We start from the raw sequence: 15,057 nt of genomic DNA on the forward strand, positions 1-15,057 counted from the left end.
CGTAGCTGCGCCCCTGACGCTTTCACGCCACATAGGCTCTCCACGAATATATGAAAGCCCTTTACTAATTTTAGCCCTGAGGTAATCTCCCTTTCATGACTGCTCAGACGAAGAGCCCCAGTTTCGATAACGTCGTAAACGACGATGATCGCGCCATTTTTCTGATGGACGAAATCAGCCGGGCGGCACGAAGAGCATTCGACGAACGCACCCAGCCCGTTGGGCTTAACCGCACTCAGTGGAGGGTGCTGGCCCAGCTCATCAAGGATCCATCGCTGAATCAATCGGACATCGCCAGACAGCTCGAACTTGAGTCGGCGACGGTTGGTCTCGCTGTCACGGCATTATGTGATCAGGGATACATGATCCGCCGCCGCGATGTGAGCGATGGGCGGGCCTGGCAGCTCGACCTGACGAGGAAGGTCGAGAACATCCTGCCCGAACTCAGGAACGCCGCTGACGCGACACATGAGAAGTTATGGGCAGGTGTGTCGCCCGCACAGAAAGAGGCTCTGGCCGACGTGTTGGCGATCATGAGCGCAAACGCCCGTGGACTGCTTTCCGATGCCTGATGCGCCAGTCTCGACAGTAAGCGACAGTCGCCGTCTGGCGCAGGTGATCGGCATTCTTGGAAGACACGGTCTGAACGGCCTTTCGGCAAGTCTCGGTATCGGGCGGACCCGCGGGGATGCGCCACCTCCGCGACCCGAAGCGGTCGTTTCTGCACTCCGCGAGATCGGCCCTGTCGCCGTCAAGTTCGGCCAGGTTCTGGCAATGCGGAGCGACATGCTCTCACCCCAATGGACTACTGCGCTCGCGACCTTGCAGGATCGCGTGCCCGCCGTGCCATTTGCCGAAGTTCGGCATTCGCTCGAGACGGCGTTGGGCGCGCCGGTCTCCGACTGTTTCGAATCCTTCGACGAGACGCCGCTTGCTGCAGGGTCTATCGCGCAGGTCCACGCCGCAGTGCGCAAGGATGGAGTTCCTGTAATCGTCAAGATCAGGCGTCCTGGTATCGAGGAGATCGTGGATGCCGATCTGCGTCTGCTCCGGCGGCTTGCCCGTCTGGCGCAGCGGGTCAATCCCGCGATCGCCCGCCAGCGCCCCGATGAACTCCTGCGGTTTTTTGCCGAGAGCCTGGACCGCGAGATGGATCTTTCAGCGGAAGGGAACGCCAGCGACGAGATTGGCGCATTCCTGGCCGGATTCGGCGTGGAGACGGCCCGCTTTGATTGGGAGGCCAGCGGAAGGAGCATCAATATTCAGGAGCGGGTCGATGGCCTGCCTGCGACCGACCTGGAGCAGCTGCGCGCCGCGGGCATCGACATGGCGCAAGTGGCGCGAACCTACGCCCAGGCCGTCTTGCAAATGATCGTGATCAACGGTCGCTTTCATGCGGATCCCCATCCCGGCAACATACTGATCAAAACGGACGGCACCGTCGTCTTCATTGACTTCGGCGCCATCGGGACACTGCTGCCCCATCGCCGCGACGAACTCGTGGACCTTTCGCTCGCGATCGCGGGTGAGGACACGGCCACGCTGGCAGGTATTCTCCTGCGGTGGGCCGGCGATCCTCCCGTCGATCGTGAAGCACTCGCCCGTGCACTTGCGGGACTGATTGATCGGTTCAAGGTGTCGGTGCTTGACCAGATCGATCTCGGCGAGGTGTTCTCCGACGTGTTCCGGCTGTTGCGGGAGTTCGAGCTGTCGCTACCTCCAGACCTCGCGTTGATGTTGCGCACGCTGCTTACGGCGGAAGGATTCGTGCGGCGCATCGAGCCCCGGTTCGACATCGGCGCGGAACTGGCCCCGATCGCCCGGCAATTGCTTCGCGAACGCGTCGGATTTGGAGAACTGCGTGACAAGGCGCGTCGCACGACCGCGCTTTTGGGGCGGGCAGCGCTGAATGCCCCCGAACTCGTGTTAGAGCTGGAGAAGATCGTGCGGTCGGGCCGATTGCCGATCAGCCTCGACCGCCGGGATCTACAGCTCCTGGCCAGCGGCAGTCGCCAGCGACCCCTCGCTGGTCATCATGTCATTTCTGCTGCTCTTATTATCGCGGCAGCCATTCTATTCGAGGGACAGCCAACGCTCGCCGGAACATGCGCATTTGCGTCGGCTATAATCATCGCAGTCGAATGGTTTCGTCGGAAATGAAGACGCGTGGATGTCCGATTAGATTTGCAGAATCAGCCGACGTAGGCACCCCGACCGCTTGCGAGCAGTCGCTGCGCTGTATCCTCGATTCTGGTTTCCGCGACACTCAACTGCTTGCCCAGTTTGACGACACTGCCAATCGCGCGCAGCGGACCTGAGGTGGCAGGACGGTGAAAATCGACGCGAAGGTCGGCAGTCGCCCGCGCGGTGCCACCCAGCGCGTTGATGGTGTAGAGACCGGTCAGGTCGATCAACGCCGACAATATGCCGCCGTGCGCCGACCCGATCATAGGATTGGACACGATCTCATCCCGCCATGGCATTTCGAGAATTAGCTCGCGCTCGGTCAGATCGACAACATTGAGGCCGAGCCAGCGGTGAAACGGCGCGACGTGGAGCATCTTGCGCAGTTCGGTGAGTTCGGGCCTTTCAGTGCGGCTGGTCATCTCGCATCGCTCGCAGCATGAGTTTGGATCAGGAAGTCGGCAATCGCCGCGCCAAAGACATCGTTCTGATCGCCGACCACCATGTGTGTGGCATCGGCGATGTCGCTATAGGCGGCATGCGGGACCAGCTTGCGGAAATGCGCCACCGCTTCCGGCGAGACGAGATCGCTCGAACCGCCCCTGACCAGATGCACCGGCAGGGTCAGCTTCATCGCCGCACTGCTGAGTTCGCTCTGTCCGTGATCGCCCATTTCGCCGTTCTGTGCGCGACGGCGCATGACCCCATCGATGAAGGCTGGATCCCAGTGCCAGTAATAGCGCCCGTCGGCCTTTTTGCGCAGGTAATGGGCGAGACCCGACGAAGCTTTGCGGCTGGGGCGATGCGGCAGATATTCGGAAATGACGCGCGCGGCTTCGTCCGGGGAGGCAAAGCCCTCGCGCGCGTGGGCAGCCATGAAGCCGACAACCCGCGCCACCCCGGTTGCTTCCATTTGCGGGGTAATATCGACCAGCGTCAGTGACGCGAAGCTGCCGGGGGAAAGCTGCCCTTCAGCGACAATCCCGGCGAGCCCGCCGAGCGACGCACCGATTAGCGCTGGCTTGCGATCCAGCTTTGCTGAAATGGCCACCAGGTCACTCGCGAAGTCGGCAAATTCATAGGCCCCGTCGCTGGCCCAATCGCTGTCGCCATGACCGCGCAGATCGATGGCGATGGCACGAAAGCCATGGCCGGCGAGCAGGGTCGAAATCTTCTTCCAGGCCCGCCGTGTCTGCCCGCCGCCGTGCGCGAGAATGACCGGCATCCCATCGAGCGCGCCTTCGACAGTGGCGGCGATCGCGTGGCCGCAGTGGCCAGTCAACCCGACTGCATCATTTTCCATGAAGTCTTCTTACGATAAGACATCTTACAGTAAAATCCTTTCGATCGACCGCTCGACGGGTAAGGCACACTCCTATTGAAAAAAGATCGGCAACGATAGCTATTTGACCGGGTCCGACGAAATCGTCTTTCTGGTCGAAGAGGTGCCACGCTAGCTGCGCAAACTGTTCGATGCCTCGACGGCGAAATTCGGTCTTTCGCGCAGGAAATGGCGCGCCGTTGCCTATATTTTTCGTTCGCCGGGACCAACCCAAACCGAACTTGCCAAGTGCCTTGATCTGGTGCGCGCCAGCGTCGGTCATGGGATCGATCAACTTGAGAAAGCCGAATATATGGTGCGGCGTTCAATCGAAGGCAAACGCCGGGTTTCGACGCTGCATCTGTTGCCCCGCGCAATCGAAATCCTCCCGTCGCTCCGAATTGAGGCCGATGCGATTTATGCCCGCCTACTTTCGGGAATTTCAGAGCGGGGGTCTGCCGCTATCAAGTAGTTGCTGACAGCTATGTCTCGGAATCTTCAGTAATAATTGCTGGGATTTTGCGCCCTGTAGCAAGTGACGCAACACGTGCGTCAGCCTAGTGCTTGCAGTTGGAGATCGCTTCGCTTCCAAAGCGGGAGCGCCCGAGAGCACTGCGCCAGGCCTTTCTGAATATCTGGAAAGATCCCGACAAGGGCGATAGCCTTTAATTGATCGCGGATCGCTTCTACGATCATCGAAGCGAGGCGCAGCCACGTTTAGAATCGATAGGCGATCCCTACGTTGGCTAGAATGGGCCTTATCCTCAGTCGGGCACTCACGGGCGCGCCACCGAGCGCTCCCTCTGCAACTGTTGAAAACGGAACATATCTGGCGTCCGCATTGAGCATCAAACCGTCGGCCACCCTCACGCGGACCCCGGCCTGACCCGCCGGCGCCCAGCGATCCTCTATATCGAAGTCGGACAATGCCCCGTCGTCCTTACCAAAAAAACGATCCTGCCGACACCGAGGCCTACGTAAGGCCTTACAACTCCCTGGCTGTTGAAATGATATTGAGCGGACAGAATAACCGGTCCGTAGCGGGTCTCGCCCAATGTCCCGAGCGACTCGACCGAACAGGCTCCGACGATTTTCGCCGAAGCCGGAACACCGAAAAACAAGTTCGCCGCAATATCCCGCGTGATAGAATATCCGATATCCGCTGTTACGGTAGTCGCATCGCCAATACGCACCCCGGCATCCGGCAAGGGATTGCCGGCGACGGTGACGTCAGACGCTTCTTCCCCTAGGATAGCCTGCGTGACGTTAAGGGTGACGGTCCACTGATCGGAATCAGATACCTCTTCGCCTTGGGCCGGCTGGGCAAGGCAGAAGCTCGACCCAAGCGCCAGTCCCAACAGGCGTGCAGCCCTCGCCCTGGCAATTTTACGAGCAACGATAATCATTTTTGTTTTTCCTTCTCGATGGAAAATACGAAACCTAATTCGGGGGGTGTCGAGGACGCCCTCGTTTTCAGAGAGTGCCATTCCTTTGCGTGCAGCCTGGCGCGCGTGGCGATCCTGTTGCAAGTTCTTAGCGGTCGTCGCCGTTCTCCAACTTCGTCCTGCCGAGGATGATTCCGGCGGCCCTTTCCGCAATCATCATCGTGGGTGCATTGGTGTTGCCGGCCACGAGTCTCGGCATGATCGAGGCATCGACGATGCGAAGCCTCTCGACCCCGCGCACCCGCAGGGCGGGATCGACCACGGACTGGGGGTCGCGCCCCATCCGGCACGTTCCGACCGGATGATAGATCGTCTCCGCGCGCTCGCGAATGTCGGCGACGATGTCCGCCTCGCTTTGCACCGACGGACCGGGAACGATCTCCCGCCTGGAATACGCCGCCAACGCCGGCGCCGCCAGTATCTTTCTCCCGATCCGGACGGCCTCTATCATGGTTTCGAGGTCCCGCGGATCGCTGAGATAGGCGGGATCGATCAACGGGGCTGAAAGGGGGTCCGAGCTCTTGAGTCCGATGCGGCCGCGGCTCTTCGGCAAGAGGTCGCAGACGTGCAGCGTGTAGCCATAACCGAACGCAACCTGCCGCCCATGGTCCTTGAGCAATGTCGGGAGGAAATGGAATTGCAGGTTGGGCCGCTCCTGCGCGGGCGAGCTCCGGGCGAAGCCGCCGGATTCCGCCACGTTGCTGGTCAGGAAGCCACGTCCCCGGAAAAGATAGGAAAAGACGCCCGCCATCGCTCGGGGCAGGAACGAAGGCGCGATGCCAATCGGCGTCCGATCATTGGCATTGTGCATGATCGTGATGTCTAGATGGTCCTGAAGATTCTTCCCCACCTCTGGCCGATCGGCGACCACGGGAATTCCGAAATTGCGAAGCTCCTGCGCATCGCCAACGCCCGACAGCATGAGCAATTGCGGCGAGTTTATCGCGCCGCCCGAAAGGATAACCTCGCCGCGCGTACGAATGTCGGCGAAACGAACTCCAGAGGCATAGGTGACGCCCACGGCCTTAGTGCCTTCGAAGAGGATGCGGGTGGCCCGTGCATTCGTGATGATTCGCAGATTAGGTCGGCTCTTGGCTTCTGAGAGGAAAGCCCTGGCGGAACTCCACCGACGTCCCCCGCGCTGCGTGACTTGGTAGAAGCCGACTCCGTCTTGCGTTTCGCCGTTGAAATCGGCGTTTTGCGCGAGCTGGATCTGCTGTCCGGCGTCGACGAAGGCCTTGCTCAAAGGGTTGGACGTCCGCAGATCGCAAACGTGCAATTCACCGTCTTTGCCATGATAGGGATTCGCGCCGAACCGCTCGTTCGCCTCCATCGCCCGGAACAGGGGAAGGACATTGTCATAGGACCAGATAGGATCGGCCGCCTCGCCCCAGGCATCATAATCCTGCCTGTGCCCGCGTATGTAGACCATTGCGTTGATGGAGCTCGATCCACCGAGCGTCTTGCCGCGCGGCCAGAACAGCTTGCGATTGCCGAGATGCGGCTGCGGCGCCGTCTCATAGCCCCAGTTGAGCGTTTTGCTCTTGGAAAGAAGCGCTATTCCGATAGGCATGTGGATCAGCGGGCTGCGATCGGGCGGTCCTGCCTCGAGCAAGCAGACCTTCGTCTCAGGGTTGGCCGACAGGCGATCGGCCAGCAAACATCCGGCTGACCCGCCCCCCACGATGATATAATCGAACATACTTTCCCCCGATCGGTGGGCTATTGCGTTCATCGAAAGTTTCTCTGTCCGGCGAACGGACTCAAGGTCGCGGGAACGGCCTCCGTGAGACCGATTAGAAATCAAGGCGCTCATAATCTTCCTTGGTCGCTCCGCAGTCGGGGCAATACCAGTCTGCGGGGACGTCGACCCAACGCGTGCCAGGAGCGACGCCGGTCGCCGGATCGCCCAGAGCCTCGTCATAGACATGTCCGCAGGTCACGCAGTGCCACTTGGCGAAAGGCTCTGCCCCGACAGCTGGTTCGGCCAGCGGCGAGTTGGACGCGTCGTCTGCGAGACGAATGAAATCCGGCTTGTCGCGAACCGCGCAGTCGGGGCACGCCCAATCGTCGGGAACTTCGGCCCAATTGGTGTGCGGGGCTAGCCCTTCATGAGGCTCACCCTTGATTTCATCGTAGATATAACTGCAGTCGGGACAAATATACCGGGACATAATAGCTTATTTCCAATCTGTTCGATAACTGGTGTGATAGCGAGCGAAGTTGCGGCGCTAATGCGCGCCTCCTCTTCGGCGACCCGTTCCGACCGATTTGCACACTCGACATCGGAACCGCGAAGTCGGCCTTCTGGCGCCGCCCTTGGTTCGAATCCAATCGCGGGAAAATTAGCCGCTCAGCGCCGGCGTGCCGTATTTGCGGACGATCGCGTTTTTGTGGGCGGCATCGATCTGGATCTTGTCGATATCGCCATTCGCCCATTCGATCACACGCGGGTCCATTACCTTTCTGAAGAGGGGCGGGATCAGCGCTATGAAGAACATGCCGGGATAGCCGGTAGGCAGTTCCGGGAGGCCCCTGAAGTCGCGAAGCGACTGGTAGCTGCGCGTCGGGTGCGCATGGTGATCGGAATGGCGCTGAAGATGGAACAAGATCAGGTTGGACGCGATGTGATTGCTGTTCCAGGAGTGCCGCGGCTGGGCGCGTTCGTAGCGGCCGTCCTCCATTTTTGCCCGCAACAATCCGTAATGTTCGATATAGTTCGCGCTCGTCAGCTGCCACCATCCGAACGCCATCTGGATGGGCAGGAACACCAGCAACTTGGGATCGGGTCCAAAGGCGATCAGCAGCGAGCCGTAGACAGCAATTGTAAGGATTAACGGCTGGATGATCTCGTTCCCCAGATTCCAGACACTCTTTCCACCACGCTCGAGCCGAACCTTCTCGAGCTTCCACGCGCGCAGGAAGGCGCCCGGAACTTCGCGAAGTGAGAACTTGTAAATATTCTCGCCCATCCGCGACGTTGCCGGATCCTCGGGCGTCGCCACGTCCCGGTGGTGACCCTTGTTATGCTCGATGAAAAAATGCCCGTAGCCGACTACCGCCAGCACGATCTTGGCCAGCCAGCGATCGAGCGTCTGCTTCTTGTGGCCCAGTTCGTGCCCGGTGTTGAGTGCGAGGCCATTGACGATGCCCAGCGACAACGCCAGCGTCACAACTTCCCACCAGGCCATTGGCCGGGTTGCGATCCACCAGACCGATCCGATCAGCGACGCATAGTGTACCGGCACGGTCAGCCAGGTCAGGATACGATAGTATCGATCGGCTTCCAGACGAGCGACTGCTGCCTCCGGCGGATTGTTCGGATCATTGCCGAACAGGGCGTCGAGCAGCGGGATGACGCCGTACCAGACGACCAGCGTAAAGCCGTAGAAAAGGCTCCACCCGGTCCGATCGACAAGATAGAGGCCGATCAGTGGTGCGGCTGGCCAGACCACGGACAACGCCCAAAGATAGCGCTTCTTATCGACATATTGGTCCGGGGCGCTGGCGCCCGGGCTTCTGCTTGTGATCTCATTCATCGCCTGATCCTTTCCCATTGGCACATTTTTCTGTGTCTCGAACCGGCCTATGGTCGGTGCATCGGACCCGTCTATTACTCGTGACGGAGCGAACAACCCAACTTAAGTATGGTTTATCAATTCTTCGGGAATCTTAGACAGCCCCCATCGTACGCAGGTGGCAGTTCCGCATCAGCGGGCAGCCGAATAGGGGCTAAATCAACATGACCGACGCGAGCGCAGATGTGCTTATCATCGGGGCAGGCCATGCCGGCGGCACCGCCGCGGCGCTGCTTCGCCAGAATGGGTTCGAGGGCTCGATCATCCTTGTCGGCGACGAGCCGATCGGTCCCTACCAGCGGCCGCCCTTGTCGAAGGCGGCCCTGCGCGACGACTTGAGTGTCGTCCCGACGCCGCTGAAACCCGTCGAATTCTATGCGAAGGCTGCGATCGACCTGCGGTTGGCCCGGCGCGCGGAGAGACTCGATCGTCAAGCGACAAAGGTGCTGCTCACGTCCGGCGAGAGCATCTCCTACGACCAGCTGATCATCGCTTTGGGATCCCGCCCCGTCCAGCTGAGCGTGCCGGGCGCTGATCTCGCGGGGATCGTCGGCCTGCGAACGGCGGTCGATGCCGAGCAGCTGCGTGTCGCCCTCGCGCGCGGGAAGCACCTGGCCATCGTCGGCGGCGGCTATATCGGGCTCGAAGTAGCCGCCTCCGCCCGGGCGCTCGGCGCGGAGGTCACCGTGATCGAGCGCGAGTCTCGGCTGCTCGCGCGGGTGGCATCCCGCGAAATTTCCAGCTTCTTCCACGATTGCCACGTTCGACATGGCGTTCGGTTCGAACTCTGCACCGCCGTGACCGGCTTCGAAGGGCGCGATGGCAGGTTGACGGGGATATGCCTTGGCGACGGTCGCACGCTGGACTGTGACGCGGCGCTGGTCGGTGTCGGCGCGGTCCCCAACGACGAAATCGCGCGCGAGGGCGGGCTTGAAACCGAAACCGGGATCATCGTCGATCACGAGTCGCGGAGCAGCGATCCTGCGATCTTCGCGATCGGAGACGTCGCACGTCGCCCTGTCCCGAACCTGCTTCAAAAGGTTCGCCTCGAAAGTGTGCCCAACGCTCTGGAGCAGGCGCGGCAAGCGGCCGCTGCTATAACCGGCCGGCCGGCGCCTAAGCAGGAAATACCCTGGCAATGGTCCGATCAATATGACCTGAAGCTTCAAATGGCGGGCATAAAGAACGAGTGCGATCGAACCGTCCTGCGCGGTGCGCCGTCGTCACAGCGCTTTTGCATATTCCATTTGAAGGAAGACCGCCTGCATTGCGTGGAAGCGATCAACTCGCCGCAGGAATTTGCGTCGGGCAAGCAATTCATCGCCGCAGGCGCGCGCATCGACGTCGAACGATTGGGGAACCCCGCCGTCCCGCTGAACGACGCTATCGCCTGACCTTTTTTCCGGCCCGGCCATAAGGGCCTTCGGGTACGTCGGCTTGCGGGCGCTCAGCATGTGTGCAAGCCCGCACGCACGGATATGTCCCGCTATCGCAAATTGGCATTCCAGTCTGTCCTTCCACGCTGCATGTTGTAAACACAAGCAGAGAGTTGGGTGAAGACCATGGGCGCAGTCGCTGATCGAATAACGTTGCTACATGCGGAAAGTCTCCCGCGCCCGCGCTTGCTCTCGAGCGACTGGGCAAAGCGCTTCCATGTCTTTCGTGCGCCGCCGGGACACGGAAAAAGCGTTGCAATGGCCCAGCTGTGGGCCGCCCACCGTGAGCGCGGCGAGATGACGGCCTTTGTGTCGGCCAAGCACGCCGATTACGACCCTGACTTGCTCGCGCAACGCATCTACGGCCAATTGCTGACAGCTGAAAATACGCAGAGCATTTTCTCGGCGATGGACGAGCGAAGGCCGCGCAATCTGATGACCTTGGCTGATCGGCTCGACCATGCCGCTGATCGTCAAGGGTACCGATTGCTAATCTGCATCGACGACATCGGCTGTGATTCGGAGATGGCGGACCGGATCGAAGACCTGATGCTCGCCGCGCCGCCGAATGTTGCGATCGCTGCGGCTATGACGGCGGATATTGGTTTTGCTCGTGTCGCCGCGCAGGGCCAGGTCGAAGATGTGACGGTCGACAAGCTGAATTTCAGCCTCGACGAAGCGCGGGCCGTTGCCTGCGGGATGCGCGCCGGTACGGTTTCCGACGCCGATCTCCTTACGCTTTGGGAGCGGACCCGGGGTTGGGCGGCGCCGCTGATCCTGCTGCTGCGGGCGGCCACCTCGACCGGAACCCAGAATCAGCGCCTCGTTTCTAGAAAAGTCACCGGGCGCGACTGCGATCTCGATCGATACTTCAGGAGCGCCATCCTTGCATCTCTTTCCGATGAATTGCGGGAATTCTGCATTCGGGCTTCGGTCCTGGACTCCGTATCGGCCGAGTATTTCGATCAATTATTCGGTGGAAACGACGGCGCCAGGCTTATCGAGAAGCTGTGCGTGGAGCGGATGCTGCTTAGGCCAATGGACAGGAACCGGTCCGCTTGCGAATTTCATCCACTTCTTCGTGAGTTCCTCGAGCACCGATACGCGGTCGAGTATCGGAGTCTGGATCCGGAGCGTCTTGCCCACGCCGCGGAATGGCAGCGACAAAGCGGCAACAGCCGTGAGAGCATCAGCCTGTATCTTCGTGCAGGTGAAAAGGACACAGCCACCGAGATGGCGTCCAGCAGCATAATGGACATCGCGCTGCGGCAGGGAGAGGTAGAGCAGATACAGCTATGGAAGGCCAGTTTCTCCGAAATGGATAATGCCCCCACAATCGCCCTCGGCTTGGCGTGGGCGCAGATTTTCAGTCTCGGGCAAGCGCAGGCAGCAGCCCTGATTGCCGACATAGACGCTGCCAGCAGCGTCCAGGCCGATGATTCGACCAAGCTGCAACTGCAACGTTGGCGCGATCTCGTGGCTGCCGTCGGTGCGGCGACCGCAGACGACCTGACGGAGGCCAGGCGTCGATGCGAACTCTGGATCAAGCAGCATGACGGCACCGATCTTGTGGGCCAGGGCGCGATATTAACTTGCCTCAGCTTTATTGCCGCCAGTGAACACAGGTTTGATGACCTCGTGAAATTGAGGGGGCAGGCCGCATCAGTCAACACGGTCGCCGAACATCGCTACGCGCTTGGCTGGCTTCATGCCACGATAATTTTCGGCGAAATTGCGCAGGGCCACATGGGCTCGGCTGCGGACCTGCTACGCAATGCGCGCGACGATGAGCAGGCGCAGTTTCGCGCCACGCCTTTCTCTGCCAAGCTGCTCGACCTGCTGGAACTTGAAATCGATTACGAGGCGAACCGGCTCGGCACCCTAGGCTCCCGCATCGGGAACGTTCTGGAATTCGTACGTCACCACGGGGTGGTCGATCTGACATTCTTGGCCTTTCGCACTGCGGCAGCTTTCATCGATCTCGGCGGCGATCGGCAGGGCGCAATAGAATTGCTGCAAGAGGCACGCGTAATTGCAAGCGAACACGCATTCCCGCGACTTGATGCATTGGCGCGCATCGCTCTCGCCGACATGGCGGTGATGACCGACGTGGACGACGCCGTCGCCATGCTTCCCGCCCACGATCACCCCGCCTTCCTGACGGCGCATGGCCCCGCTCTCCGCGCGCGCGCATCGCTCAGCGAGGCACGTATTGCCTTGCGGCAGGGAAAGTTCCATTTGTGCAGGCGATCAGCAATCGTGGCGCTTGAGCATGCGCGCCGCAATCATTCGGGTCGACTAGAAATTTCTGCCATGCTTTGCCTTGCTGCTGCCACCGCAGCGGCGGGGAGAACGGCCCCTGCCGAACAGATCGTGGCGGATGCCGTAGACATCGCGTTGCGGAAGCGGTGCTTCCGCACGCTGCTGGATGAGCGGAGGACGCTGGAAAGGCTGGGATCGGCGACCGCCGCGCTGATAAATCTGATCCCGGACGAGCAGGCATTAGGCGCAGGCCACCGTACAGAAGTTGTCCGTACGTCACGCTTGCCCAAACAGGTGGATGTGCCGACGCTGACCAGGAAAGAACTCGCCATCCTGCACCGCGTCAAGGAGGGCCTCTCCAATCGTGAAATTGCCATCCGGCATCGCATCAGCGAGAATACGGTGAAATGGCACCTACACAAGATATTCGGCAAGTTACAAGTTCGAAACCGAGTCCAGGCAGTTTTGAAAGCCGAAGGCATAGGGTTTCTCGATTAGACTTCCGATGTACACTGAACCGTCCAGGGTTCTCCGCAAGCCGAAATTACTAAGATTTAGAGGCCGTTTCGAAAGGGGTTGAGCGGCTGAGGTTCCTGTGATTCCGGGGTTTTGCAGACAACCCGGAGATCTTGATGAGGACCCCAGCCACCCGCGCGCAGCATACGCGAGTTTCGAAGCGTTACCAGACGGATTTGAGCGATGCCGAGTGGGCGCTGGTTGAGGTCTTTCTGCCCGAGGCGCGCGCGACGGGACGCCGGCGACAATGGCTGATGCGCGAGGTGTTGAATGCAATCTTCTATGTGTTGCGTGGCGGGATTGCATGGCGGCTGCTGCCCAAGGACTTCCCTCCGTGGCAGACGGTCTACCGCTGGTTTGCCCGGTTCCGGGACGACTGCGTGTTCGAGCGGATGAACCATGCGCTGGTCGCGCTCGACCGCCAGCGAGCCGGAAGGGACGCCTCGCCAAGCGCAGCCATCATCGCCAGTCAGAGCGTCAAGACCACTGAGAGCGGCGGGCCGCGCGGCTATGATGCAGGCAAGAAGATCAAGGGTCGCAAGCGCCATGCTCTGGTCGATACTGACGGCAGGCCGCTGCTTGTCGAGCGGCACACCGCCGATGTCCAGGATCGTGATGGCGGCGGCGCGTTGCTGCAAATCTCGCGCGGCCTCTTCCCGTTCATCGAGAAGGTCTGGGCCGATGGCGGATATAATCATCACCGTGTCACCGAGGCGACCAGCATCACCGTCGAAATCGTCAGCAAGATCGCCGGCCAATCCGGCTTCGTGGTTCTGCCACGGCGCTGGGTGGTCGAACGCTTCTTCGCTTGGATCAACCGAAACCGGCGCCTCGCCAAGGACGTCAAAGCCACCCTCAAATCCGTCGCAGCCTTCCTCTACGCTGCCGCCGCCATGCTCATGATCCGCCGATTGGCTCGGTCAGCGTGAGTTTCGAAACCGACTCTTAGCCATATATATATATATAGAGAGAGAGAGAGAGAGAGAGAGAGAGAGAGCGAGAGAAGACAAGTAACTTTGCCAGGGCCTGCCTGGTACTTGCGGTTTGATCGGCACACCGTCGCGAACGACAGGCTCGACTATTTCGCGCTCGACGAAACAGAAGTCGGCGACAGTTCCTGCCCTTTTCCTGCACCCTCAGGGTCAATGCTGGAGCGACAGGCCGAGCGGAGATGTAAACACGCTCGATCCCGCGCCGCGTTGCGCGGCGCCCCTGTTCCGGACACTTCGCGTACTAATGAACGAAGGCTGGTCCTACCGGCGTGTGGCTGGCGGTGACGTGCCTTCCTCACCCTGCTTGATAACGAACGCCTTCTGCGCGTCCGTGAAATTCGATGCCTTCATGCCGTAACTCTAACCGCGAATAGTCCAAAATTCGGGTGGCAGAGCAGCGGTCGATCGAGAAGCTCGCCCTGACTCAGGCTCCGAGCGCTTTCAGCGGTTGCGAAACTGCGCCATATCCAGCGTCAGGCGGTAACACCAGAACCCGTTCCCCGTTCTCGACCGCAACCTCTGGCAGCACCGTCACCAGCCTGCGTTGCCGTGCGCGCGCAAGGCAATCCTGGGCGCCCTCTGCCTCGGCGAGCAGCTTCAGGTTCATCAGGGTGGGAAAGATAATTGTCCGCTCGCCCGACGCCGCCAACCGGATGGCCTCTGATGGCGAAATCCATTCCGCATCCACGGTTTCCCGTCCATCGCAAGCCGCGACCTGTCCCGGCGGCGCGCTAAGGGCGTAGAACCAGGTGTCGAACCGCTTGGGCATGATGGTCGGGGTAATCCACCGGGCAAAGATGGCCAGTTTGTCCAGCCTGAGGCGAACATCCAGTTCGCAAACGACATCGAAGAACGCGATTTCGCCAGCATCGACCGCGCTTCGCACCGCCGCGTCACACGGATCCTCGAACGGTACGCCCTGAGCGGTTTGCGCCAGCAGGATCCCGGTTTCCTCGAACGCCTCGCGGATCGCCCCGACCCGCAAGGTCCGTTGAACCGGGTCGAGATCGTCCCAGCCGATCGCATGACTCCTCCAGCGCTCGTCGGCGTCGCCGCTGTGCGTCTTGCCACCCGGGAAAACCAGAGCCCCCGACGCAAAATCGATCTGGTGATGACGCTTCACCATCAGGACCTGGAACTCGGGGTGGTCGCGGACTAGCAGCACCGTTGCGGCTGGTTTGGGTTCTGGAGCTTGGTCAGAATCACTCATGCTGGCCTCCCTGGCTGTCGCTGAAGCTGCGTTTCTCGATGTGCGCCCGGCCGGGCAAATCCGGCAGCCATCTGTCGATCGCGCCGGATCCGATAGAATTGGCGCGCACCACG

At 60.7% G+C, this 15,057-nt stretch carries 15 protein-coding genes; 6 read left to right on the forward strand and 9 right to left on the reverse strand.

All coding sequences use genetic code 11. From position 1 onward, the window contains the following. Positions 1-95 precede the first annotated feature (95 nt). Complete coding sequence (locus AX725_RS04145) at positions 96-572, forward strand: MarR family winged helix-turn-helix transcriptional regulator (protein ID WP_066044379.1); 477 nt, start codon at positions 96-98, stop codon at positions 570-572. Beyond that, a complete protein-coding gene (locus AX725_RS04150; protein ID WP_066044377.1) occupies positions 565-2,160 on the forward strand; it encodes an ABC1 kinase family protein in 1,596 nt (531 codons plus the stop codon). Before AX725_RS04145 ends, AX725_RS04150 begins: the two co-directional genes overlap by 8 nt. 32 nt (positions 2,161-2,192) lie before the next feature. Here the strand turns inward: AX725_RS04150 and AX725_RS04155 are convergent, their stop codons facing one another. Genes AX725_RS04155 through AX725_RS21425 form a run of 3 tightly spaced genes read right to left on the reverse strand, consistent with a single transcriptional unit; the run spans position 2,193 to position 3,788 of the window. Continuing rightward, the gene (locus AX725_RS04155) at positions 2,193-2,606 is read right to left on the reverse strand and encodes a hotdog fold thioesterase (protein WP_066044374.1); all 414 of its coding nucleotides are present in this window, start codon (positions 2,604-2,606) and stop codon (positions 2,193-2,195) included. Beyond that, positions 2,603-3,487 carry an alpha/beta fold hydrolase gene (locus tag AX725_RS04160; RefSeq protein WP_066044372.1) on the reverse strand — a complete coding sequence of 295 codons (885 nt, stop codon included), beginning with the start codon at positions 3,485-3,487 and terminating at the stop codon, positions 2,603-2,605. The genes AX725_RS04155 and AX725_RS04160 overlap by 4 nt, the downstream gene beginning before the upstream one ends. Continuing rightward, on the reverse strand, positions 3,477-3,788 hold the full coding sequence (locus tag AX725_RS21425; protein WP_231725686.1) for a hypothetical protein: 312 nt from the start codon (positions 3,786-3,788) through the stop codon (positions 3,477-3,479). Before AX725_RS21425 ends, AX725_RS04160 begins: the two co-directional genes overlap by 11 nt. On the opposite strand from AX725_RS21425, the gene AX725_RS21685 reads away from it, so the two are divergent. Further along, positions 3,714-3,977 (forward strand): hypothetical protein, encoded by a 264-nt coding sequence (locus AX725_RS21685; protein WP_353611412.1) that lies wholly within the window; start codon positions 3,714-3,716, stop codon positions 3,975-3,977. The two genes, AX725_RS21425 and AX725_RS21685, sit on opposite strands and share 75 nt — an antisense overlap. Positions 3,978-4,222: 245 nt before the next feature. Here AX725_RS21685 and AX725_RS21690 read toward each other — a convergent pair whose 3' ends face one another. From AX725_RS21690 to AX725_RS04180, 5 genes are all read right to left on the reverse strand, one after another. After that, the gene (locus tag AX725_RS21690) at positions 4,223-4,375 is read right to left on the reverse strand and encodes an OmpW family outer membrane protein (protein WP_353611415.1); all 153 of its coding nucleotides are present in this window, start codon (positions 4,373-4,375) and stop codon (positions 4,223-4,225) included. A 38-nt stretch (positions 4,376-4,413) separates the two neighbouring features. Further along, entirely contained in the window at positions 4,414-4,992 is a 579-nt protein-coding gene (locus AX725_RS21155; RefSeq protein ID WP_196490545.1) for an OmpW/AlkL family protein, read from the reverse strand. Positions 4,993-5,038: 46 nt separating this feature from the next. Continuing rightward, positions 5,039-6,652 (reverse strand): GMC family oxidoreductase, encoded by a 1,614-nt coding sequence (locus tag AX725_RS04170; RefSeq protein ID WP_066044369.1) that lies wholly within the window; start codon positions 6,650-6,652, stop codon positions 5,039-5,041. A 94-nt stretch (positions 6,653-6,746) separates the two neighbouring features. Then, complete coding sequence (locus tag AX725_RS21755) at positions 6,747-7,124, reverse strand: rubredoxin (protein WP_081097063.1); 378 nt, start codon at positions 7,122-7,124, stop codon at positions 6,747-6,749. A gap of 171 nt (positions 7,125-7,295) precedes the next feature. After that, positions 7,296-8,489 carry an alkane 1-monooxygenase gene (locus AX725_RS04180; RefSeq protein ID WP_066044402.1) on the reverse strand — a complete coding sequence of 398 codons (1,194 nt, stop codon included), beginning with the start codon at positions 8,487-8,489 and terminating at the stop codon, positions 7,296-7,298. 203 nt (positions 8,490-8,692) lie between these two features. Between AX725_RS04180 and AX725_RS04185 the strand changes: the two genes are divergently transcribed. From AX725_RS04185 to AX725_RS04195, 3 genes are all read left to right on the forward strand, one after another. Then, positions 8,693-9,922 carry an NAD(P)/FAD-dependent oxidoreductase gene (locus tag AX725_RS04185; RefSeq protein ID WP_066114744.1) on the forward strand — a complete coding sequence of 410 codons (1,230 nt, stop codon included), beginning with the start codon at positions 8,693-8,695 and terminating at the stop codon, positions 9,920-9,922. A 168-nt stretch (positions 9,923-10,090) separates the two neighbouring features. Further along, entirely contained in the window at positions 10,091-12,724 is a 2,634-nt protein-coding gene (locus AX725_RS04190; RefSeq protein ID WP_081097064.1) for a winged helix-turn-helix domain-containing protein, read from the forward strand. Positions 12,725-12,858: 134 nt separating this feature from the next. After that, complete coding sequence (locus AX725_RS04195) at positions 12,859-13,671, forward strand: IS5 family transposase (protein WP_060980184.1); 813 nt, start codon at positions 12,859-12,861, stop codon at positions 13,669-13,671. Positions 13,672-14,158: 487 nt separating this feature from the next. Here AX725_RS04195 and AX725_RS04200 read toward each other — a convergent pair whose 3' ends face one another. Next, a complete protein-coding gene (locus tag AX725_RS04200) occupies positions 14,159-14,944 on the reverse strand; it encodes an NUDIX hydrolase (protein ID WP_060980183.1) in 786 nt (261 codons plus the stop codon). Positions 14,945-15,057: the final 113 nt, after the last annotated feature.

The sequence above is a fragment of the Blastomonas sp. CCH9-A1 genome, assembly GCF_001557175.1.
GTDB lineage: Bacteria > Pseudomonadota > Alphaproteobacteria > Sphingomonadales > Sphingomonadaceae > Blastomonas > Blastomonas delafieldii_A.